General features: G+C 74.2%; 16 protein-coding genes. 7 read left to right on the top strand and 9 right to left on the bottom strand.

The genetic code is table 11. The features are described 5' to 3' along the window. Positions 1-4: 4 nt before the first annotated feature. Both ACWDRR_RS40890 and ACWDRR_RS40885 read left to right on the top strand, forming a co-directional pair. Positions 5-4591: a hypothetical protein gene (locus tag ACWDRR_RS40890; protein ID WP_449777388.1), complete on the top strand. Its 4587-nt coding sequence runs from the start codon at positions 5-7 to the stop codon at positions 4589-4591. A 32-nt stretch (positions 4592-4623) separates the two neighbouring features. Further along, the gene (locus tag ACWDRR_RS40885; protein ID WP_449777387.1) at positions 4624-5388 is read left to right on the top strand and encodes a metallophosphoesterase; all 765 of its coding nucleotides are present in this window, start codon (positions 4624-4626) and stop codon (positions 5386-5388) included. 19 nt (positions 5389-5407) lie between these two features. Here the strand turns inward: ACWDRR_RS40885 and ACWDRR_RS40880 are convergent, their stop codons facing one another. Further along, on the bottom strand, positions 5408-5770 hold the full coding sequence (locus ACWDRR_RS40880; protein ID WP_449777386.1) for a hypothetical protein: 363 nt from the start codon (positions 5768-5770) through the stop codon (positions 5408-5410). Between the two features lie 200 nt (positions 5771-5970). Continuing rightward, a complete protein-coding gene (locus ACWDRR_RS40875; RefSeq protein WP_449777385.1) occupies positions 5971-6666 on the bottom strand; it encodes a FadR/GntR family transcriptional regulator in 696 nt (231 codons plus the stop codon). Positions 6667-6898: 232 nt separating this feature from the next. Between ACWDRR_RS40875 and ACWDRR_RS40870 the strand changes: the two genes are divergently transcribed. Then, a complete protein-coding gene (locus ACWDRR_RS40870; protein ID WP_449777384.1) occupies positions 6899-7465 on the top strand; it encodes a gluconokinase in 567 nt (188 codons plus the stop codon). After that, the gene (locus tag ACWDRR_RS40865) at positions 7462-8853 is read left to right on the top strand and encodes a GntT/GntP/DsdX family permease (protein ID WP_449777383.1); all 1392 of its coding nucleotides are present in this window, start codon (positions 7462-7464) and stop codon (positions 8851-8853) included. The genes ACWDRR_RS40870 and ACWDRR_RS40865 overlap by 4 nt, the downstream gene beginning before the upstream one ends. 317 nt (positions 8854-9170) lie before the next feature. Here ACWDRR_RS40865 and ACWDRR_RS40860 read toward each other — a convergent pair whose 3' ends face one another. The 5 genes from ACWDRR_RS40860 to mmuM all read right to left on the bottom strand — a co-directional run bounded on the left by ACWDRR_RS40860 (position 9171) and on the right by mmuM (position 15405). After that, the gene (locus ACWDRR_RS40860) at positions 9171-10766 is read right to left on the bottom strand and encodes an FAD-dependent oxidoreductase (protein WP_449777382.1); all 1596 of its coding nucleotides are present in this window, start codon (positions 10764-10766) and stop codon (positions 9171-9173) included. Positions 10767-10918: 152 nt separating this feature from the next. Continuing rightward, positions 10919-12445: a glycerol kinase GlpK gene (glpK, locus tag ACWDRR_RS40855; RefSeq protein WP_449777381.1), complete on the bottom strand. Its 1527-nt coding sequence runs from the start codon at positions 12443-12445 to the stop codon at positions 10919-10921. A 94-nt stretch (positions 12446-12539) separates the two neighbouring features. After that, positions 12540-13277, bottom strand: a complete 738-nt coding sequence (locus tag ACWDRR_RS40850; RefSeq protein ID WP_387894253.1) for an MIP/aquaporin family protein — start codon at positions 13275-13277, stop codon at positions 12540-12542. 294 nt (positions 13278-13571) lie between these two features. Next, on the bottom strand, positions 13572-14336 hold the full coding sequence (locus ACWDRR_RS40845) for an IclR family transcriptional regulator (RefSeq protein WP_449777380.1): 765 nt from the start codon (positions 14334-14336) through the stop codon (positions 13572-13574). A 118-nt stretch (positions 14337-14454) separates the two neighbouring features. Beyond that, positions 14455-15405 (bottom strand): homocysteine S-methyltransferase, encoded by a 951-nt coding sequence (gene mmuM, locus ACWDRR_RS40840; RefSeq protein WP_449777379.1) that lies wholly within the window; start codon positions 15403-15405, stop codon positions 14455-14457. A 242-nt stretch (positions 15406-15647) separates the two neighbouring features. On the opposite strand from mmuM, the gene ACWDRR_RS40835 reads away from it, so the two are divergent. From ACWDRR_RS40835 to ACWDRR_RS40825, 3 genes are all read left to right on the top strand, one after another. Further along, complete coding sequence (locus ACWDRR_RS40835) at positions 15648-16541, top strand: NUDIX hydrolase (RefSeq protein WP_449777378.1); 894 nt, start codon at positions 15648-15650, stop codon at positions 16539-16541. A gap of 39 nt (positions 16542-16580) precedes the next feature. Next, positions 16581-17129, top strand: a complete 549-nt coding sequence (locus tag ACWDRR_RS40830) for an NUDIX domain-containing protein (protein WP_449777377.1) — start codon at positions 16581-16583, stop codon at positions 17127-17129. 155 nt (positions 17130-17284) lie between these two features. After that, a complete protein-coding gene (locus tag ACWDRR_RS40825) occupies positions 17285-19303 on the top strand; it encodes an acetoacetate--CoA ligase (RefSeq protein WP_449777376.1) in 2019 nt (672 codons plus the stop codon). 99 nt (positions 19304-19402) lie between these two features. Here the strand turns inward: ACWDRR_RS40825 and ptsP are convergent, their stop codons facing one another. Together ptsP and ACWDRR_RS40815 are read right to left on the bottom strand one after the other, a co-directional pair. Next, a complete protein-coding gene (gene ptsP, locus ACWDRR_RS40820) occupies positions 19403-21073 on the bottom strand; it encodes a phosphoenolpyruvate--protein phosphotransferase (RefSeq protein ID WP_449777375.1) in 1671 nt (556 codons plus the stop codon). A 99-nt stretch (positions 21074-21172) separates the two neighbouring features. Further along, positions 21173-21622 (bottom strand): PTS sugar transporter subunit IIA, encoded by a 450-nt coding sequence (locus ACWDRR_RS40815; RefSeq protein ID WP_352295089.1) that lies wholly within the window; start codon positions 21620-21622, stop codon positions 21173-21175. Between the last annotated feature and the right edge of the window lie 471 nt (positions 21623-22093).

The following is a 22093-nucleotide window of genomic DNA, read 5'->3' as shown; positions in this document are numbered from 1 at the left end:
GCACATGTACGAGCTCAACCGGGTCCGCCTGTACTCGATCGGACCGGCCGGTGCCCGCTACGCCGACACGGTGCTCGACCTGCGCGGCGTGGGCGAGCCCGTCTCCGACCCGGCCCCCCAGCAGATCGGCCTGTTCGGCGAGGAGCCGGACGGCCCGGTCCGCCGGCCCGCCCCCGCCGGTGTGCTCTTCCTGGAGAACGGCGGCGGCAAGTCCGTCCTGCTCAAGCTGATCTTCTCGGTGATGCTCCCCGGCCACCGCAACACCCTCGGCGGCGCGAGCTCCGGCGTGCTGCGCAAGTTCCTGCTGGCCGACGACTGCGGCCACGTCGCCCTGGAGTGGCAGCACACCGTCACCGGTGAGCCGATCGTGGTCGGCAAGGTCAGCGAGTGGCGCGGCCGCCAGGTCTCGTCCGACCCGCGCAAGTTCGCCGAGACCTGGTACTCCTTCCGCCCCGGGCCCGGCCTGACGCTGGACTCGCTGCCCGTCGCCGAGCGGGTCAGCCTGGCCGGTGACCAGAAGGCCCGCGGCCGCCGCCGCACCATGAAGGGCTTCCGCGACGCCCTCACCGAGGCCGGCAAGGCGCACCCGCACCTCGACCTGGTCTTCGAGGACGGCCACGACCGCTGGACGGAGCACCTCGGGGAGCTGGGCCTCGACCCCGAACTCTTCCGCTACCAGCGCGAGATGAACGCCGACGAGGGCGAGGCGGCCGGCCTGTTCGCGGTCAAGCACGACAGCGACTTCACCGACCTGCTGCTGCGCGCCGTCACCGACACCCGGGACACCGACGGCCTGGCCGACCTCGTCCACGGCTTCGCCGCCAAGCTCGGCCGCCGCTCCGAGCTGACCGCCGAACGCGACTTCACCGCCGGCTCGCTGGAGCTGCTGGAGCGCATCGCCGAGGCCACCACCGCCCGCGAGGGCGTCCGCGAGGCCCACCGCACCGCCGAGCGCCGCACCCGCCGCCTCGCCCACGCCCTGACCTCGCGCGCCGCCGCCGAGCGCGACCGCGCCCAGGACCTCGCCATCGAGGTCGCCGCCGCCGCGAGCGCCGTCACCGCCGCCGAGGCCGACCGCACCCGGCACACCCTGATCACCGCCGAGCTGACCCACCGGCACGCCACCCTCGGCCTGGCCGCGGCCACCACCGAGGCCGCCGCGCTGCGCCGCGAGCTCATCGAGGCCCGCACCCTGCACTCCGCCTGGCAGGCCGCCGAGGCCGTGCTGCGCCAGCGCGCCGCCGCCGACCGGGTGGCCCGGGTCGCCGTCGCGATCCGCGAGGCCGAGCTCGACGCCGCCCCGGCGCTCGCCGCCCGGGCCCGCGCCGCCGTCGCACTGGCCCGCGCCCTGGAGAGCGCGGCCGCGGCCGCCGAGGACCGCGCCGACACCGAGGAGCAGCGCGCCGGCGAGCTCCAGGCGGACGGCGCCAAGGCCCAGTCCGCCGCCACCGAGGCCGCCACCGCCGCCCAGAAGGCCCGCAGCGAGTCCGACCACCTGCGCCAGCGCCTCGCCGAGGTCGAGCGGGAGACCGCCGCCGCGGTCGAGGCCGGCTGGATCGACCCGGGCAGCGCGGAGCCCGACCCGGCCCGCGCCGCGCTGCACGCCGCCGATGTCGAGAAGGCCGCCGCCGCCGCCCTCGCGCAGGCCCGGACGGTCGCCGAGACCGCCGCCGCCCGGCTGCGCGAGGCCGCCGCCGCCACCGGCCGCGCCGAACTCGCGGAAGCCCGCGCCACCGACGCCCGCAAGGCCGCCGCCCGGGCGCTCGCCACCGAGCAGCGCACCGCCGCCCTGCTCGCCACCGAGCCCCGGCTGGCCGACCTGCTCGCCCTCACCCCCGCACCCACCGAGTGGAGCGAGGACGGCTCGGACGCCGACGAGGCGGCCGGCTTCCTCACCCCCGCCGTCCTCGACCGCTCCGCCGAGGCGCTCCGCGAGCTGCTCGACGAGGCCATCGCCACCGCCGAGCGGACCCTGTTCGACCTGCGCACCGCGGCCGCCGACGACTCCCGCATCCTCGCCGCGCTCGGTGACGGCGGCCTGCTGCCGCCCGGCCCGGACGTGCTCGCCACCGTCGAGTACCTCGCCGAGCACGGCATCCCCGCCCTGCCCGGCTGGCGCTACCTCGCCCAGTCGGTCGACCCGGCGGACCACGAGGCGATCCTCGCCGCCCGGCCCGAACTGGTCGACGGCGTGGTGATCACCGACCCCAACTCGCTCGACCGGGCCCGCGAGACGCTGCAGGCCGCCGCGCTGCTGCCGCGCTCCACCGTCGCGGTCGGCGCCGCCGCCGCGCTGATCGCCCCGATCACCGGCGAGCCCGCCTTCTTCCTGGTCCCGCCGAACCCGGCCATGCACGACGAGACCGCCGCCGACGGCGAGCGCCGCGAGCTGCGCTCCCGCGCCACCGCCCGCGAGGAGCACATCCGCGAGCTGGCCGCCCGCCTCGGCGGCGACCGCGCCCTCGCCGCCCGCCTCGCCTCCTGGCACGCCAGCTGCCCGCCCGGCACCCTCGCCGAGCTGGCCGCCACCGCCGAGGCCGCCCGCGAGCACGCCGAGCAGGCCGCCGCCGCGCTCGCCACCCTGCGCGCCGACCACGACGAGGCCGAGACCGACCACGCCGCCGCGGCCTCCGCCCACGAGGAGCAGCGCGAGGCCGCCCAGCAGGCCCGGCGCCGCGCCGACGCCCTCTCCGGCCTCGCCTTCCGGCTGCGCGAGCGCGCCGGCTGGACGCGCGGCCTGCGCGAACTCGCCGAGGACGCGACCGAGTGCGACCGCCGCCAGGCCCAGTGCGCCGAGCGCGCCCGCACCTGCGACGAGGACCGCCGTGCCGCGCAGCGCGCCGCCGACGACGCCCGCCGCACCGCCCGCACCCTGCGCGCCGAGCGCGCCGAGATCCCCACCGCCGAGCAGGCCGACGAGCCCGAGGGCACCGCCCCGGCCGCACTGCCCGCCCTGCGCGAGGCCTACCGCGCCGCCTCCCAGCTCTACGAGAAGGTCGGTGTCGGCGCCGACCTGCGCGCCGAGCAGGCCCGCGCCGAGGGCGACGAGGCCGCCGCCGCGACCGAACTCGACCGCCTCACCAACAAGGTCCGCACCCGCGCCGAGGAGCTGCTGGGCAGCCCCGACGGCGCCGACGGCCCGGCCCGCCAGGCCGCCGCCGCCCGCGCGGAGGAGCTGGTCGCCACCATCGAGGCCCGCGCCGCCGCCGCCAGCGAGCAGCTCGGCCGGCTGCGCGGCGAGGCCGAGCGCTCCGCGCCCGCCGACGGCGAGGCCCACACCGAGCTGCCCGAGGACCTCGTCCCCACCGACCCGGAGCACGCCCAGGTCCTGCTGCGCACCGCCACCACCCGGCTGGCCGAGCGCCGCGAGAGCGTCGACACCGCCCGCACCGCCCACGCGGACCTGCAGCGCACCTTCGACGCCGCGCAGGCCGCCGCCGCCGACTTCGACGAGCACGCCGGGCAGCTGCGCGACGGCCTGCGCGAGCACCAGGACGAGGACGGCCGCCCGGTCGAGCCCTACCTCGGCGCGCTCGCCGACGCCCGCACCGCGGCCGCCGAGGCCCGCCGCGCCCTGCGCACCGCCACCGGTGAGCTCTCCTCCGCCGAACTCGCCGTCCGCGACGCCTCCGACGCGCTCGTGCGGCACGCCAACGCGGCCCGCTACGAGGCCGTCCGCACCCCGGCCCGTCAGCAGATCCGCGAACTGCCCGCCGCCGCCCTGCCCGACCACGCCGCCGCCTGGGCCACCGCCTTCGCCCCCCGGTTGCGGGTGCTCACCGACGAGCTCGCCCAGCTGGAGCGCAACCGCGGCTCGATCGTCGACCGGCTGCGCGGCCTGGTCGAGTCCTCGCTCACCACCCTGCGCGCCGCCCAGCGGCTCTCCCGGCTGCCCGAGGGCCTGGGGGAGTGGTCCGGCCAGGAGTTCCTCCGGATCCGCTTCGAGGACCCGGACCACGCCACCCTGGTCGAGCGCCTCGGCGAGGTGATCGACGACGCGACCCGCGCCGCCGTCAAGAAGAACAGCGACCTGCGCCGCGACGGCATGTCCCTGCTGCTGCGCGGCGTCGCCGCCGCGATCGGCCCGCGCGGCGTGAGCGTGGAGATCCTCAAGCCGGACGCGGTGCTGCGCGCCGAGCGGGTCGGCGTCGGCCAGATGTCCGACGTCTTCTCCGGCGGCCAGCTGCTCACCGCGGCCATCGCGCTCTACTGCACCATGGCGGCGCTGCGCGCCAACGACCGGGGCCAGTCCCAGCTGCGGCACGCCGGCACGCTGTTCCTGGACAACCCGATCGGCCGCGCCAACGCCACCTACCTGCTGGAGCTCCAGCGGGCGGTCGCCGACGCGCTCGGCGTCCAACTGATCTACACCACCGGCCTGTTCGACACCACCGCGCTGGCCGAGTTCCCGCTGGTCATCCGGCTGCGCAACGACGCGGACCTGCGGGCGGGCCTCAAGTACATCTCGGTGGAGGAGCACCTGCGCCCCGGCCTGCCCGCCCCGCAGGACCCGGACGGCCCGACCGTCCACGGCGAGATCACCGCGACCCGGATGTTCAAGCGTCCCACGGAGGTCCAGGCCCCGGCCTGACGCGGCCGCCCCGGCCCGCCTACGGTGGGAGCATGCTGACGATCGCTCACTTCAGTGACATCCACATCGGTCAGGAGCAGCGCCGGGACGGCGGCGCCCGCGCGTACCGGCGGGCCGAGCGGGTGATGGCGTACCTCAACGCCCTGCCCGGCCCGCTGGACGCCGTGCTGGTCACCGGCGACCTCGCCGACCACGGACTGCCGGGCGAGTACGAGCGGGTCGCCAAGGTGCTGGCCTCCCGTCACCCGGTGCTCACCTGCCCCGGCAACCACGACGCGCGGGGGCCCTACCAGGAGGGAGTGCTCGGGGAGGCGCCCGCCGACGGCCCGGTCAACCGGCTGCACCCGCTGCCCGGCGCCGACCTGTTGATGCTCGACTCCTCGATCCCCGGCCGGGCCGACGGTCTGCTCGACGAGGAGACCCTGGCCTGGCTGGACACCGCGCTCGCCGAGGGCGGCCCGGACCGGCCGGCGCTGGTGGCCTTCCACCACCCGCCGGTGACCCTCCACCTGCCGACCGTCGACCCGATCCGCCAGTTCGGGGAGGAGCGGCTCGCCGAGGTGCTGGGCCGTCACCCCCGGGTGGCCGCCCTGCTCTGCGGCCACTCCCACACCGGCGCGGCCACCACCTTCGCCGGGCTGCCGGTGCTGGTCGCGCCCGGTGTGGTGTCCACCGTCACGCTGCCCTGCGAGGGCGGCCGCGGCATCGACTTCGACCAGCCGCCGATGCTGGTGTTCCACGTGGTGGACGACGGCGGCCGGCTCACCAGCCACTACCGGGCCGTCGGCCCGGCCTGAGCACCCGCCGCCCGCCCGCCTACGGGTACGCCGTGGGCACCCGCGGCTGGGGCGCGGCCGTCCCGTTCGGGGGCCCGGCCGGGCGCGGCACCGGCCGGGCCCCGACCGGCGCCCGGCTGCCGGCCATCGGCGAGGCCGAGTTCGGCCCGCGCATCCGCTGGGCGGCGACCTGGCGCGAGATCAGGATCTCCAGCAGGCACCACATGGTGCCGAACACCCCGAGCCCCATCGCCATCAGCGCCGGTGTCATCAGCCAACTGCCCGCGTACGAGGCGAGCGTCGCGATCAGCAGGCCGACCAGCGTGAAGGCCAGGCAGAGCACCGCCCGGACGACGGAGGCGCGTACCTCGTCGGGCAGGCGGCGACGGCGTGCGACGGACATCGGGCGACCCCCAGGCGCGGTCACGGTGGCAGAGCGGGCAGAGTCGGGCGGAGCGGGCGCGCGAAACGCGCCCCTGCGCACCACTCTGCCCCGTCGTACCCGGACTATGCGTCCGAACCCCCCGAACTACCGTCAAATCGTGTGATCTGTACCGGAATCCGGCCGGAAGCGGCGGACGGCCCCGCAGGTGCGGCGGCGGCTCACGCCAGCTGCTGGTTCAGCTCCTCCAGCGCGCCCGCCACGATCGTCCGCATCGCCTGCTCCGCGTGCTCGGCGTCCCCCGCGCAGATCGCCTCCGCGACCTCGCGGTGCAGCCGGATCGCGTACGACTCCGGCTGATGGGGCATCAGATGGTACTCCGTCCGGCCGGTCAGCACCGCCCCCACGGTGTCCCCGAGGTGGGCGAACATCTCGTTGCGGGAGGCCCGCAGCACGGTGGCGTGGAAGGCGATGTCGTGCCGCAGGAAGGTCTCCAGGTCGGCGGCGCGCGCCGTCATCGTCAACTCCACTGCCAGTGAGCTGAGTTCACGGCGTTCGTCGTCGGTGGCGTGGTGTGCGGCGAGCGCCGCGGCGGCCGGCTCGACGGCGACCCGGAGCGAGCCGAGCGAACGCAGCTGGGCCGGGCGGTCGCTGCCCGCCAGCCGCCAGCGGATCACCAGCGGGTCGAAGACGTCCCAGGTCGACCTCGGTTGCACGGTGATGCCGACCCGCCGCCGGGAGGCCACCAGGCGCATCCCCTCCAGGATCCGCACCGCCTCCCGGACCACCGTCCGCGAGACCCCGAAGCGCTCCTCCAGCTCCTCGCTGCGCAGCACCGCGCCCTCGGGAATCTCCCCGGCGGCGATGGCCGGTCCGAGCTCGGCAAGCAGTCGGCCGGGCAGCCCCTGGATCTCCATCCGCCCAGCCTAGGGCCTGTCGCCGGAGTCCGACCTCCGGGGCGCCCGGCGGCGGGCCCGGGGCGCCGCCGGCGTCGCCCGCGCGGAGGCTCCGCGCTCCCGTCGGCCGCCGGGCGCTGTCCCGAGCGGTGTCCCTGGCGAGCTCAAAAGTATGACGATTTGGTTTCTGGCACTTGAATACGTCATATCTTTGGAGCGATAGTGGCGGCCAGGCAACGAAGGAGCAGCACCGATGGCTCTCAGCGTCGAGAACCACGACACCCCCGCACCCACCACCCCCGGCCCCCTGACGGTCGTGGTGATGGGCGTCTCAGGTGTCGGCAAGACCACCGTGGCGCGCCTGTTGGCCGACCGCCTCGGCCTCCCCTACGCCGAGGCGGACGACTTCCACCCGCCGGCCAACATCGCCAAGATGTCGGCCGGCACCCCGCTGGACGACGCGGACCGCGCGCCCTGGCTGCGCGCCCTCGGCGCCTGGCTGGGGGAGCGGGCCGAGGCCGGCACCGGTGGCGTGGTCACCTGCTCGGCGCTGAAGCACCACTACCGCGACACCCTGCGCGCGGCCTGCCCGGGCGCCTTCTTCCTGCACCTCAGCGGAGGGCACGAGCTGGTCGGCGACCGGCTCGCCCACCGCACCGGCCACTTCATGCCGCCGTCGCTGCTCGACTCGCAGTACGCCGCCCTGGAACCCCTCGGGGCGGACGAGCGCGGCGCCGTCCTGGACGTCGGACCGACCCCCGAAGAACTCGTCGAGATGGCCGTGGCACTGCTGCGGCCCGTCAATGGAGACCTCGCGTGACCCCCACCCTGCTCGCGGCGGCCGCCCCACCGGCCCTGCCGCACACCGACAGCGACGCCCAGCTGTTGCTCGCGGTGCTGCTCAGCATCGGCGCCATCGTGGTGCTGATCACCCGGCTGAAGCTGCACCCGTTCCTCGCCCTCACCCTCGGGTCGGGCCTGCTGGCCGCCGTCGCGGGCGCCCCCTTCGACAAGCTGCTGGGCAGCTTCTCCACGGGCTTCGGCGCGACCGTCGCGGGCGTCGGCCTGCTGATCGGTCTGGGCGCGATGCTCGGCAAGCTGCTCGCCGACTCCGGCGGGGCGAACATCATCGCCGACACCGTGCTCTCCCGCTCCGGGCCCAAGGCGCTGCCCTGGGCGATGGCGCTGATCGCGGCCGTCCTCGGCCTGCCGCTGTTCTTCGAGGTCGGGGTCGTCCTGCTGATCCCGATCGTGCTGCTGGTGGCCCGCCGCGGCAACGTCCCGCTGATGCGGGTCGGCATCCCCGCGCTGGCCGGCCTCTCCGTGCTGCACGGCCTCGTCCCGCCGCACCCGGGCCCGCTGGTGGCCGTGGACGCGCTGAAGGCGGACCTCGGCATCACCCTGGCGCTCGGTCTGCTGATCGCGGTGCCGACGCTGGTCATCGCCGGCCCGCTGTTCGCCCGGCTCGCCGAGCGCTGGGTCGGCCCGCTGGAGATCCCGCAGGCCACCGCGCCCGTGGAGACGGAGAAGCGCGAGCACACGCCGAGCTTCGGCGCGGTCCTCGCGACCATCCTGCTGCCCGTCGCCCTGATGCTCGGCAAGGCCCTGGCCGACGTCGTCATCGACGACCCGAAGGCGATGCCGCAGCGGGTGTTCGACTTCATCGGCTCGCCGCTGATCGCGCTGCTCGCCGCCACCCTGCTCGGCATGCTGACGCTCGGCCGGGCGGCCGGCTTCTCCAAGGACCGGATCTCCGACACCGTCGGGAAGTCGCTCGGCCCGATCGCGGGCATCGTCTTCATCGTCGGCGCGGGCGGCGGCTTCAAGCAGACCCTGATCGACGTCGGCGTGGGCAACGCCGTCAGCGAGTGGTCCGGCAAGTGGCACATCTCGGCGCTGCTGCTCGGCTGGCTGATCGCCGTCCTGATCCGGCTGGCCACCGGGTCCGCCACGGTCGCCACCATCACCGCCGCCGGCATCGTCGCCCCGCTCGCCGCCGACATGTCGTCCACCCACGCGGCCCTGCTGGTGCTGGCCATCGGCGCCGGTTCGCTCTTCTTCTCGCACGTCAACGACGCCGGCTTCTGGCTGGTGAAGGAGTACTTCGGGATGAGCGTCGGCCAGACCCTCAAGTCCTGGTCGGTGATGGAGACCGTGATCTCGGTGGTCGCCATCGCCCTGATCATGCCGCTCAGCCTGATCATCTGACCGCGACCTCGCGCCTGGAAGGGCGGTACCCGTGTCCCACGGGTGCCGCCCTTCGGCGTTGCCCGGCCGGTGGCGCCCGGCCCGCTCGGGCGGGACCACCGACCGGGCGGGCCCTCCGCCCGGGCGGGCCGCCCCGAGGGCGGCGGCCGGTCACCGCCGGCCGGCCCGGCAGCCCGCCTCCGCCGCAACCGCCGCACGCCGCACCTGCGATGCCCGCACACCGTCACACCGTCACACCGTCACACCGCCACACCGGCATGCCGAAGGGCGGGCACCCCCAGCCCGGGGTGCCCGCCCTTCGAGTCTCTGTGCCGGCCCTACTTGGCCGCGCGCTTCGCGAGGAACGCCTCGACGTCGGAGCGGATCTCCGGGGTGTCCAGGCCGCGGACGGTCATCGTGGTGCGGCGGCGCAGCACGTCGTCCGTGGTGTACGCCCACTCGCTGTCGGCGGCGTAGGCGACCTGCGCCCAGACGTCCGGACCGTCCTCGTGGATCGGCCGGCCCAGCTCCGGGTTCTCGTCGATCATGCGGGCGATCTCGAAGGAGAGCGTGCCGTAGTGGCTGGCCAGGTGCTTGGCGACCAGCGGCTCCATCCGCGAGCCGGGCTCACGGTCGATCAGCAGGCGGTGCGCGACGGCGTTCGGCGCGCCGACGCCGGGCAGCGGCACGGTCCGGGCGATGGTCGACATGTCCTCGCCGAGGGTGGTGCCGGGGACGTGGGCCAGCTTCTCCAGCACGGTCCGGCCGATGTGCCGGTAGGTGGTCCACTTGCCGCCGGCGACCGACAGCATGCCGCCCTTGCCCTCGGTGACGACCGTCTCGCGCTTGGCGGCGGCGGTGTCGCCGGGGCCGCCGGGCAGCACCCGCAGGCCGGCGAAGGCGTAGGTGATCAGGTCACGGTCGAGGTGCTCGTCGCGGATGGCGTGCGCGGCCTCGCCCATGATCTGGTCGATGTCCGCCTCGGTGGCCCGGACGTCCTGCGGGTCGCCGGTGTACTCCTCGTCGGTGGTGCCGAGCAGGACGTGGTCCTCCCACGGGATGGCGAAGGAGACGCGGTACTTGTCGATCGGGATGGTCAGCGCGGCGCGCCACGGGGCACGGCGCTTGACCACGACGTGCGCGCCCTTGGAGAGGCGGATCGACGGCGCGGCGCCGGCGTCCTCCATCGTGCGCAGGTGGTCGACCCACGGGCCGGTGGCGTTGAGCACCAGGCGGGCGTTGACGCCGAACTCGGTGCCGTCCAGGCGGTCCTTGAGGTCGGCGCCGGTGACCCGGCCGCCGGTGAAGCGCAGGCCGGTGACCTCGGCGTGGTTGAGCACCACGGCGCCGGCGTCGACGGCGGCGCGCACCGTCATCACGGCGACGCGCGAGTCGTTCATCTGGTGGTCGCCGTAGACGGCCACCGAGCGCAGGCCCTCGGTGCGCAGCGCGGGCACCTGCTGGGCGGCGTGCGCGGCGGTGGAGACCCGGCCCATGCCGTCGCGGAAGGCGGAGAGCGCCGAGTACAGGAAGACACCGGCGCCGAGCTTGGGCGCGCTGTGCGGGCCGCCCTTGTAGACCGGCACGAAGAAGGTCAGCGGGTTGACCAGGTGCGGGGCGACGTCGGTGGCGAGCGCGCGGCGCTCCTTGTGGTTCTCGGCGACCAGCTTGACCGCGCCGGTCTGCAGGTAGCGCAGGCCGCCGTGGACGAGCTTCGAGGAGGCGCTGGAGGTGGCTCCGGCGAAGTCGCCGGCATCGACCATGGCGACCTTCAGACCCGCCTGGGAGGCGGTCCAGGCAACGGCCGTGCCGAGGATGCCGCCCCCGATCACCAGCAGGTCGTAGGTGGCCTTGCCCAGCAGCTCGCGGGTCTCGGCACGGGAGGCGGTGCGGCCGGCGAAGCGCTCGGCGCCCAGGGTCGGGATGGTTGCCATGGTGTGTGTACGGCGTCGCGGGTCGGGCGGCGCCGTTACTCCTCTCGGTGTGCGGTGCGGCCCCTGCTGAGAGGCCGGTTCGGCCCGGTGCGGCGGGCCGGTGAAACGGGAGCGGGCCGGCCGGGGCCCGGGGGCCCCGACCGGCTGCGCGGTCAGATCTGCTCGTCCTCCTCCACCCAGCCCATGGTGCGCTCGACGGCCTTGAGCCACTTCTTGTACTCGCGCTCCCGGGTGGCCTCGTCCATGCGCGGCGTCCACTCGGCGGCGCGGTGCCAGTTGGCCCGCAGGGTGTCCAGGTCGCTCCAGAAGCCGACGGCCAGGCCGGCCGCGTAGGCGGCGCCCAGCGCGGTGGTCTCGGCCACGTACGGGCGCTCGACCGGAGCGTCCAGCACGTCGGCGATGTTCTGCATGAGCAGGTTGTTGCTGGTCATGCCGCCGTCGACCTTGAGGGCGGTGAGCTCGACGCCGGAGTCCTTCTGCATGGCGTCGACGACCTCGCGGGTCTGCCAGGCGGTGGCCTCCAGCACGGCCCGGGCCAGGTGGCCCTTGGTGACGTACCGGGTCAGACCGGCGATCACACCGCGGGCGTCGGAGCGCCAGTACGGGGCGAACAGGCCGGAGAAGGCCGGGACGAAGTAGGCGCCGCCGTTGTCCTCGACGGTGTTGGCGAGGGTCTCGATCTCGGCGGCGGTGGAGATGATGCCGAGCTGGTCGCGCAGCCACTGGACGAGCGAGCCGGTGACGGCGATCGAGCCCTCCAGCGCGTACACCGCCTTCTGGTCGCCGATCCGGTAGCCGACGGTGGTCAGCAGCCCGTGGTACGAGTTGACGACCTCCTCGCCGGTGTTCAGCAGCAGGAAGGTGCCGGTGCCGTAGGTCGACTTGGCCTCGCCCTTGTCGAAGCAGGTCTGGCCGAACAGCGCGGCCTGCTGGTCGCCGAGGGCGGCGGCGACCGGCACGCCCGCCAGGTCGCCGACGGCCTCGCCGTAGACCTCGGCGGAGGAGCGGATCTCCGGCAGGACGGCCATCGGCACGCCCATCGACTCGGCGATCTTGTCGTCCCACTGCAGCGAGTGCAGGTTCATCAGCATGGTGCGGCTGGCGTTGGTGACGTCGGTGACGTGCTTGCCGCCATTGACACCACCGGTGAGGTTCCAGATCACCCAGGTGTCCATGGTGCCGAACAGGATGTCGCCGGCCTCGGCGCGCTCGCGCAGGCCGTCGACGTTGTCCAGCAGCCAGCGGATCTTCGGGCCGGCGAAGTAGCTGGCCAGCGGGAGGCCGGTCTCGCGGCGGAAGCGGTCCTGGCCGACGTTGCGGCCCAGCTCGCGGCAGAGCCCCTCGGTGCGGGTGTCCTGCCACACCAGGGCGTTGTGCACCGGCTCGCCGGTGTTCTTGTCCCACAGGACGGTGGTCTCGCGCTGGTTGGTGATACCGATCGCGCGGATGTCGTCCTTGGTCAGACCGGCCTTCTCCAGCGCGCCGCGGACCACCGACTGCACCCGGGTCCAGATCTCGGCGGCGTCGTGCTCGACGTAGCCGGGCTGGGGGAAGATCTGCCGGTGCTCCTGCTGGTCGACGGCGACGATCCGGCCGTCCTCGCCGAAGATGATGCAACGGCTGGAGGTGGTGCCCTGGTCGATCGCGGCGATGTAGTTGCCAGTGCCAGTGGAGGTCATGAGGGTCCTCGGCTCAGGAAGGGGGATTCGGGGTGGGTGGGCCTGACTCTCTGGTCAGTCCCCGTGCTCGGGTGGGGTGGAAACCCGAGGAGCGTCAGAACGCGACGTGGTACAGGCCGCCGGCCAGCAGGCCGCCGATGACCGGGCCGGCCACCGGGATCCAGGCGTAGGACCAGTCGGAGCCGCCCTTGTTCGGGATCGGCAGCAGCGAGTGCACGATGCGCGGGCCCAGGTCGCGGACCGGGTTGATCGCGTAGCCGGTCGGGCCACCCAGCGAGAGGCCGATGCCCACGACGGTGAAGGCGACGATCAGGATGCCCATGCCGGAGAGGCCGAGGCCCTTGTTCAGGCCCTGGGTGAGGATGCCGAGGCAGAGCACCATGGTGCCGATGATCTCGGTGAGCAGGTTCTGGACCGGGTTCCGGATCTCGGGACCGGTCGAGAAGATGCCCAGGGTCGCCTCCTTGTTGGCCTGGAACTGGCCGAGGTAGGTGACCCAGACGAGGACGGCGCCGATCATCGCGCCGAGCAGCTGGGAGCCGAGGTAGACCGGGACCTTGCTCCAGTCGCCGCTGTCGACGGCGAGGGCGAGGGTGACGGCGGGGTTCAGGTGCGCGCCCGACTTGGGGGCCGACATGTAGGCGGCGATCATCACCGCGAAGCCCCAGCCGAAGGTGATCGCCAGCCAGCCGGCGTTGAGGGCCTTCGACTTCTTGAGCGTCACGGCGGCGCAGACGCCACCGCCGAGAAGTATCAGCGCGGCGGTGCCGAGGGTTTCGCCGACGAAGATGTCGCCGTTGGAGAACGCGGACACAAAGACTCCCTTGTCCATATGGCCCGGAGGTGCGGGTGGGGGCAGGCGGCCGAGCGATCGCTGTGCGGGTGAGCGCATTGTGGGAGTGATCTGCTCGGCCATCGTTCGACAATGTCGACCGTCATGCGGAAGCTTCCTCCCCAGGCCGCCTTCACGTCAAGGCCGGGTTACGCAGCTGTGACCCTTCACTCGAAGTTACCAATCGACTATCTACAAATACGGACAAAACGCTAAGGCGCGGACAGGCATCCCGCCTGTCCGCGCCTCAGCGTGAACAACAGATTTCCGCGGCCGGGGCCGCCGGCGCCGGGGTCAGAAGCGCCCGGCGCCCAGATCCCGGGAGATCGCCCGGGCGGCGCTGCGCACCGAGGCGACCAGCGAGGGCTTCACGAAGCCGTCCTCGCAGACCCGCTCCACCGCGCCGCTGATGCAGACCGCGCCGACCGGATTGCGCCGCCGGTCCTGGATCAGCGCGCCGATCGAGGCCACCCCCTCCCAGGTCTCCTCGACCGAGTCGGTCCAGCCGCGCTCGCGGGTCAGCGCCGCCTCGGCGTCCACGTCCGCCAGGTCGGTCAGCGTCCGCGCGGTGTACGCCTCCAGCGGCCCCTCGCCGAGCTCGCCGCGCGCCACCGGGTCGTACGCCAGCAGCACCTTGCCGAGGGCGGTGCTGTGCAGCGGCTGCATCGAGCCGACCTCCAGCACCTGCCGGGTGTCGTCCGGCCGGAAGACGTGATGCACGATCAGCACGCCCTGCTGGTGGAGCACCCCCAGGTAGACGGTCTCGCCGGACGCCCTGGCCAGGTCGTCCGCCCAGACCAGGGCCCGGGCGCGCAGCTCGTGCACGTCCAGGTAGCTCTGGCCCAGCCGCAGCAGCTCCGCGCCCAGCTGGTACTTGCCGCTCTCCGGGTCCTGCTCGACGAACCCCTCCTGCTGGAGGGTGCGCAGGATGCCGTGCGCGGTGCCCTTGGCGAGGTCCAGCGCCGTCGCGACCTCCGACAGGCCCAGGCGGCGCTCGCCGCCGGCCAGCAGTCGCATGATCGCGGCGGCCCGGGAGAGCGACTGGATCGGGCCGGGCATTCGGTACCTCCGCGCTGACAGGCGGTCGACATTGTCGACCGCAGTGGTAACGGGACGAGTCTGCCAGGCCGTGCCCGGTCCGTGCACCTTCCCCCTCGGTAATGTCCGTTCGGCGAGGTCAGCGCCGCACGCGCGCCACCTCGGCGGCCAGCGCCGAGATCTCCCGCGGGCCCACCCGGCAGCAGCCGCCCACCAGGCGGGCGCCGTCGGCCAGCCAGCCGGTCACCCCCGCCCGGCCGCCGCCCGGAGCGGCCCCGACCGGGTCGAACGTCGACCCGCCGCGCCAGGCACGGGCCCCGGCGTCCCAGTCCTCGCCGCTGTTCGGGTAGACCACCACCGGCTTGCCGGTCACCCGGGCCGCCGTCGCCACGGCCCGGTCGGCGTCCTGCGGCGTGCAGCAGTTCACCCCCACCGCGACCACCTCGTCGGCGTCCGCCGCCAGGGCGAAGGCCTCCGCCAGCGGCTGCCCGGCCCTGGTCCGGTCGCCGGCCACGCTGTACGACAGCCAGGCCGGCACGCCCAGCCCGCGCACCGCCCGCAGCAGCGCCCGCGCCTCGTCCGCGTCGGGCACCGTCTCCAGCGCCAGCACGTCCGGCCCGGCTGCCGCCAGCACCTCCAGCCGCGGCCGGTGGAACGCCTCCAGCTCGGCCGGCGTGAGCCCGTACCGGCCCCGGTACTCCGACCCGTCCGCCAGCGCGGCGCCGTACGGGCCCACCGACGCGGCCACCCGCAGCGGCCGGTCCGCCCCCATCTGCGCCGCGGCGCGCCGGGCCAGCTCCACGCTGAGCGCCAGCAGCCGCTCCGCCTCCGCCCGGCCGAGCCCCCGCCGGGCGAACCCCTCGAAGCTCGCCTGGTAGCTCGCGGTGATCGCGACGTCCGCCCCGGCCTCGAAGTACGCCCGGTGCGCGGCGACCACCGCCTCCGGCGCGTCCGCCAGCAGCCGGGCCGACCACAGCGCGTCCGACAGGTCGTGCCCGGCCGCCGCCAGCTGGTTGGACAGCCCGCCGTCCAGGACGAGCGGACCGGCGGCCAGCGCGGCGGCGAAGTCCGGCGGGGCGGTGGCGGGCATGACGGCCTCCTCGGGGCAAAGCTCCTGGTCACAGAGTAGAAGACGCGGCGCCCCCGACCGGCGGGAAAATCATTTGCCGCCGGACCGGTGGATCGCTACGTTGTGCTCAACCCGAGAACGACGACCCGACGGCGAGCCCGTTCGACCCACCCGACCCGGACCGACCCACCCGGACCGAACCGGCAGAGGCGACAGTGGCCGGCCGACCCGACGAACCCAGCGGAGAGGAGCCCGCCGTGGCCGTGGAACAGCCCCCCGCGCACGAGAGCGCCTGGCTCGCCGCCTACGACCCGCGCGCCTACACCCCCGTCGCCGTCACCGTCGACGTCGTCGCCCTGACGCTGCGCCAGGGCAGCCTGCACGTCCTGCTGGTCGAGCGCGCCGCGCCGCCCTACCAGGGGTACTGGGCGCTGCCCGGCGGCTTCCTGCGGGCCGGCGAGGAGGGCCTCGACGAGGCCGCCGCCCGCGAACTCGCCGAGGAGACCGGCCTGCTCGGAACGGCCGACGCCGAGGCCGCCCTCAGCCGCGTCCACCTCGAACAGCTCGGCACCTACGGCGCACCCGCCCGGGACCCGCGGATGCACGTGGTCTCCGTCGCCTACCTCGCCTTCGCCCCCGACCTGCCCGACCCGCGGGCCGGCTCGGACGCGGCCACCGCCGCCTGGCACGCCGTCACCGACCTCGACCTCCGGCCGTCCACCGGCCGGTCCCCAGCCGCCGGTGTGCCCGCCGACACCCACGGGGGTGGCGTCGGCGGGCACACCGGCCACCACCCCGGAGCCGACGGGGCGACCGGCACCACGCTGGCCTTCGACCACGCCCGCATCGTCGCCGACGGCCTCGACCGCGCCCGCGCCAAGATCGAGTACAGCCCGCTGGCCACCGCCTTCCTCCAGCACGACTTCACCATCCCCGAGCTGCGCGCCGTCTACGAGGCCGTCTGGGACGAGAAGCTCCACCCCGGCAACTTCCACCGCAAGGTGCTCTCCGTCCCCGGCTTCGTCGAGAGCACCGGCACCACCACCGAGCGCGGCGGCGCCCGCGGCGGCCCCCGGGCCCGCAACTACCACGCCGGCGACGCGCACCTCCTGCACCCCGCCCTGCTCCGGCCCACCCGGGAGGACGAGATCCGCTGACCGGCGCCACCGGTCGCACCCGCGCACTACCATCCGGCCATGACGACTCAAGAGGTGAGCAGGACGAGCAACCGGCCGAACTCCCACTGCCACTGGTGCGGCACGCCCTACCCGCCCGGTACCACGGCCTGGCCCCGCACCTGCCCCGGCTGCGCCGAGATCAGCTACCGCAACCCGCTGCCGGTCGTCGTCACCCTCCTCCCGGTCACCCAGGAGAGCGCCGAGCCCAGCCTGGTGGTCATCCGCCGCACGATCGAGCCCGGCTACGGCCGACTCGCGCTCCCCGGCGGCTACGTCGACTACGGCGAGAGCTGGCAGCAGGCCTGCGTCCGCGAGCTCCGCGAGGAGACGGGCATCCTGGCCGAGGCCGAGGACGTCGCCCTGGTCGCCACCGACTCCGACACCCGTGGCGGCTTCCTCTGCCTCTTCGGCCTGCTCCCGGCCCGCCCGCTCGCCGAGCTCCCGCCCTCGAAGCCCACCGAGGAGACCGACGGCTGGCAGCTCGCCGACCCGGGGACGCAGCTCGTCTTCCCCTTCCACACCCGGGTCTCCCAGGCCTGGTTCAACGGCGAGTACGCCCACCTCTGACCGGCCCCCGGGACAGGGCTGACCAGCTCCGCACGGCCGGGGGCAGACCCTGGCGCACCGCGCGATCACATGGCAGGGTCTGCACCGACAGCCCCAACCGGACGGGCCCTGCCACGAGCACCCCCGTCCCATCCACCGGCCGGGAGACCACCACCGTGAGCACCCCACCCCAGGACCAGCCGCTCTGGCGCCCCAACCCCGCTCGCGCCGCCGCCACCAGCCTGGTGGCCTTCCAGGCCTGGGCCGCCGAGCACCACGGCGCACCGGCCGCACCGCTCGCTCCCGCCGACAGCGACGAGCAGGCCGCCCGGCGCTACGCCGACCTGCACGGCTGGTCCACCGAGGACCTCGACCGCTTCTGGACGGCCGTCACCCAGTGGTTCGACGTCCGCTTCACCCGGACCCCCGACGCCGTCCTCGCCGACGCGGCCATGCCCGGCGCCCGCTGGTTCCCCGGCGCCCGCCTCAACTACGCCGAGCACGCCCTGCGCGCCGCCGAGGACGAGGCCAACGCCGACAAGCCGGCCATCCTCCACCTCGACGAGACCACCGAGCGGCCGACCGCCCTCAGCTGGTCCGAGCTCCGCCGCCAGGTCGGCTCGCTCGCCGCCGCCCTGCGCGCCCGCGGCATCGGCCCCGGCGACCGGGTCAGCGCCTACCTGCCCAACATCCCGCAGGCCGCCGTCGCCCTCCTCGCCACCGCCGCCGTCGGCGCCGTCTGGACCAGCTGCGCCCCCGACTTCGGCGCCCGCAGCGTCCTCGACCGCCTCCAGCAGATCGAACCCGCCGTCCTCTTCGCCGTCGACGGCTACCACTACGGCGGCAAGGACCACGACCGCACCGAGGTCGTCGCCGAGCTCCGCCGCGAGCTCCCCACCCTGCGCACCGTCGTCCACGTCCCCCTGCTCGGCGCACCCGCCCCCGACGGCGCCCTGCACTGGGACGACCTGGTCGCCGACGACGTCGAGCCGGTCTTCGAGGCCGTCCCCTTCGACCACCCGCTCTGGGTGCTCTACTCCTCCGGGACGACCGGCCTGCCCAAGGCCATCGTCCAGAGCCAGGGCGGCATCCTGCTGGAGCACCTCAAGCAGGCCGGCCTCCACCTCGACCTCGGGCCCGGGGACCGCTTCCTCTGGTACACCTCCACCGGCTGGATGATGTGGAACTTCCTCCTCGCCGGCCTGCTCACCGGATCCACGATCGTCACCTACGACGGCAGCCCCGGCCACCCGGACACCGGTGCCCTGTGGTCCGTCGCCGCCCGCACCGGCGCCACCGTCCTCGGCACCTCCGCCGCGTACGTCATCGCCAGCCGCAAGGCCGAGCTGCACCCCGGCCGCGACCTCGACCTCTCCGCCGTGCGCTGCATCGGCACCACCGGCTCCCCGCTCCCGCCCGACGGCTTCCGCTGGATCTACGACGAGGTCAAGGAGGACGTCTGGCTCGCCTCCGTCAGCGGCGGCACCGACGTCTGCTCCTGCTTCGTCGGCGGCGTCCCGACCCTGCCGGTGTACCTCGGCGAGATCCAGGCCCCCTGCCTCGGCGCCGCCGTCGAGTCCTGGGACGTCCAGGGCCGCCCGCTCACCGACGCGGTCGGCGAACTCGTCGTCACCAAGCCGATCCCGTCCATGCCCACCGGCTTCTGGAACGACCCCGACGGCACCCGCTACCACGACAGCTACTTCGAGATGTACCCCGGCATCTGGCGCCACGGGGACTGGATCACCGTCACCTCGCGCGGCACCGTGATCATCCACGGCCGCTCCGACTCGACCCTCAACCGGCAGGGCGTCCGGATGGGCTCCTCGGACATCTACGAGGTCGTCGAGCGCCTTCCCGAGATCGCCGAGTCCCTGGTCATCGGCCTGGAGGAGCCCGACGGCGGCTACTGGATGCCGCTGTTCGTCGTCCTCGCCCCCGGCGCGGTCCTCGACGACGGCCTGATCGGCCGCATCCGCACCTCGCTGCGCACCGAACTCTCCCCGCGCCACGTCCCCGACGAGGTCATCGCCGTCCGCGGCCTCCCGCACACCCTCACCGGCAAGCGGATCGAGGTCCCGGTGAAGCGCCTGCTCTCCGGCACCCCGCTGGAGCAGGCCGTGAACCCCGGCTCCGTCGACAACATCGAGTACCTGCGCTTCTTCGAGCAGCTCCGCCGCGACCGCCTGGCCTGAGCCGGGACAGGACGAAGGGGCGCCCCCATGACGGTGGGGTCGCCCCTTCGCGGTCTTCTGTTCCCGGCTGCGCGCCGAGTCCCGGCTGCCGGCCGGGCGCTACTCGCCGGACAGCACCTGCTGGGCCGCGGCCCGCGCGTCCTCGGCACTGTCCGTGGCCCGGGCCGCCTCGGCGGCCCGGCGGCACTGCGCCAGCGTGTACTTGGCCAGCGCGGCCCGGACATAGGGGATCGACGCCGCGCCCATGGAGAGGCTGGTGACACCGAGACCGGTCAGGACCACGGCCAGCAGCGGGTCGGAGGCGGCCTCGCCGCAGACGCCGCAGCTCTTGCCGGTGGCCTGGGCGGCCTCGGCCGAGAACGCGATCAGGTCCAGCAGCGCCGGCTGCCACGGGTCCTGCAGCCGGGCCAGCGCGCCCACCTGGCGGTCGGCGGCGAAGGCGTACTGCGCGAGGTCGTTGGTCCCCAGCGAGAGGAACTCCACCTCCTGCAGGATCGACCGCGCCCGCAGCGCGGCCGACGGGATCTCCACCATCGCGCCGTACTTGGCGTTCAGCCCGGCCTGGCGACACGCGTCCGCGAAGTCCTTGGCGTCCTTGCGGTCGGCCACCATCGGGGCCATCACCTCGAGGTGCACCGGCAGACCCTCGGCGGCCGTCGCCAGCGCGCGCAGCTGGGTCTGCATGACCTCGGGGTTCTCCAGCAGGGTGCGCAGACCGCGCACACCCAGCGCCGGGTTCGGCTCGTCGGCCGGGGTCAGGAAGTCCAGCGGCTTGTCCGCGCCCGCGTCCAGCGCCCGGACGACGACCCGGCCCTCCGGGAACGCCTCCAGTACCTTGCGGTACGCCTCGACCTGCTTCTCCTCGCTCGGAGCCTTCGCCGAGTCGTCCAGGAAGAGGAACTCGGTGCGGAACAGGCCCACGCCCTCCGCTCCGGCCTCCAGGGCGGCCGGCAGGTCCGCCGGACCACCGACGTTGGCGAGCAGCGGCACCCGGTGCCCGTCCGAGGTTTGCCCCGGGCCGGACGAGGAGGCCAGCGCGGCCTTGCGCTCGGCGGCGACCCGACGCAGCTCGTCCTGCTTCTCCTGGGACGGCTCCAGCAGCACGTCGCCGGAGCTGCCGTCCACCGCGACCACGGTGCCCTCGGCGACGTCGGTCGCACCCGGCAGCGCGACGACGGCCGGCACGCCCAGGGCGCGGGCCAGGATGGCGCTGTGGCTGGTCGGCCCGCCCTCCTCGGTCACGAAGCCGAGCACCAGCGTCGGGTCCAGCAGCGCGGTGTCGGCCGGCGCCAGGTCACGGGCGAACAGCACGTACGGCTCGTCGCTGTCCGGCACACCCGGCATCGGCACGCCCAGCAGCCGTGCCACGATCCGGTTGCGCACGTCGTCCAGGTCGGCGACCCGGCCGGCCAGGTACTCCCCGGCGGAGGCGAGCAGCGCGCGGTAGGCGGCGAAGGCGTCGTAGACGCCGCGCTCGGCACTGCTGCCGACGGCGATCCGGCGGGCCACGTCGGCCATCAGCTCCGGGTCCTGGGCCATCAGGGCCTGGGCCTCGAGCACGGCCTGCGCCTCGCCGCCGGCCAGGTTGCCGCGGGCGATCAGGTCCGCGGCCACCGCCTCGACGGCAGCCTGGGCGCGGGCCTGCTCACGCGGGGCGTCCTCGGTCGGGATCTGGGTGGCCGAGGGCTCCAGCACCGCCGTCCCCATGTGCCGCACCTGGCCGATCGCGACCCCGTGGCTCACACCCACGCCGCGCAGCGTCTTCTCCATGTCACCTGTCTCCGCTGAGAGAAGCGGCCCCGCCGGGTACCGCTGTGTGCCGGGCCGCCCCACCGAGTCCGGCGGGGCGGGTCTGCAGTAATAAAGAGGTCAGCTCCAGCTGAAGAGGGCGTCGCCCACGGCGACGTCCCCGTCCTCGCGAAGGTCGCCGAGCGAGTCGGGGGCGGCCTCCAGCGCGACGATCGGCGAGATCGGCGACTTGCCCGCGGCCTCGACGGCGGCCGGGTCCCACTTGATGACGGCCTGGCCGCGGGTCACCGTGTCGCCCTTGTTGACGAGGAGCTCGAAGCCCTCGCCGTTGAGCTGCACGGTGTCGATGCCGAGGTGCGTCAGTACGCCGTGCCCGTCCGCGTCCACGACGACGAACGCGTGCGGGTGCATGGAGACGACGACACCGTCCACCGGGGCGACGGCCTCGGTCGGCCGGCGAACCGGGTCGATCGCGGTGCCGGGACCGACCATCGCGCCGGAGAAGACCGGGTCGGGCACGCCGGCGAGCCCGACGACACGGCCGGTCAGCGGCGACGTCACAGTGGTCATGGTTGAGCCTCCCAAGTGCGCAGTACAGCGAGCGGCCGCGAGCAGCGGCAGGACATCGACTGAAGCCTAAATCATGTCAACTTCGGACATCTGCTGACATACCCGGGCGAACACTCACGCCCTGCCCGCCCTCACCGGCCGGCCATCTCACCGACCGCTAGTGGTCTAGTCCTCTTGGCCGATGCGCCGCACTCTACAGGCATCTTGGCGAATCGGGACCATTGCTGTATATGCTCGCGAGAGCAACAAATCATGCCTCCGAGCGGGTGATGCTCGGCGTGCCTCGATTCGCGCTCCGGCTGGCGACCCGCTATGGTTGGTCGAGTCGCCGCAAGTCGACGGTTAACAGCAGATTTCAGATGCGAAAAGCGCCGGTAAACGGAGCGGAAAACATCTGGTAAGCTGAGAACACGAAAGAACGAAGCGCCCGGAGGGCCCGCTGGAAGGCGGTCCGAAGGAAGTGTCCGTTCC

Source organism: Kitasatospora sp. NPDC003701 (assembly GCF_053587085.1).
The sequence above is the reverse complement of the archived record's forward strand: the minus strand, read 5'-3'. Positions and strand labels throughout refer to the sequence as shown.

Coding starts and splice junctions, on each gene's coding strand:
- ACWDRR_RS40890 (WP_449777388.1), top strand. CDS start 5: ATGTACGAGCTCAACCGGGTCCGCCTGTACTCGATCGGACCGGCCGGT.
- ACWDRR_RS40830 (WP_449777377.1), top strand. CDS start 16,581: ATGACGACTCAAGAGGTGAGCAGGACGAGCAACCGGCCGAACTCCCAC.
- ACWDRR_RS40880 (WP_449777386.1), bottom strand. CDS start 5,770: ATGTCCGTCGCACGCCGTCGCCGCCTGCCCGACGAGGTACGCGCCTCC.
- ACWDRR_RS40875 (WP_449777385.1), bottom strand. CDS start 6,666: ATGGAGATCCAGGGGCTGCCCGGCCGACTGCTTGCCGAGCTCGGACCG.
- ptsP (WP_449777375.1), bottom strand. CDS start 21,073: ATGGAGAAGACGCTGCGCGGCGTGGGTGTGAGCCACGGGGTCGCGATC.
- mmuM (WP_449777379.1), bottom strand. CDS start 15,405: ATGCCCGCCACCGCCCCGCCGGACTTCGCCGCCGCGCTGGCCGCCGGT.
- ACWDRR_RS40850 (WP_387894253.1), bottom strand. CDS start 13,277: ATGGACAAGGGAGTCTTTGTGTCCGCGTTCTCCAACGGCGACATCTTC.
- ACWDRR_RS40815 (WP_352295089.1), bottom strand. CDS start 21,622: ATGACCACTGTGACGTCGCCGCTGACCGGCCGTGTCGTCGGGCTCGCC.
- ACWDRR_RS40885 (WP_449777387.1), top strand. CDS start 4,624: ATGCTGACGATCGCTCACTTCAGTGACATCCACATCGGTCAGGAGCAG.
- ACWDRR_RS40860 (WP_449777382.1), bottom strand. CDS start 10,766: ATGGCAACCATCCCGACCCTGGGCGCCGAGCGCTTCGCCGGCCGCACC.
- glpK (WP_449777381.1), bottom strand. CDS start 12,445: ATGACCTCCACTGGCACTGGCAACTACATCGCCGCGATCGACCAGGGC.
- ACWDRR_RS40845 (WP_449777380.1), bottom strand. CDS start 14,336: ATGCCCGGCCCGATCCAGTCGCTCTCCCGGGCCGCCGCGATCATGCGA.
- ACWDRR_RS40870 (WP_449777384.1), top strand. CDS start 6,899: ATGGCTCTCAGCGTCGAGAACCACGACACCCCCGCACCCACCACCCCC.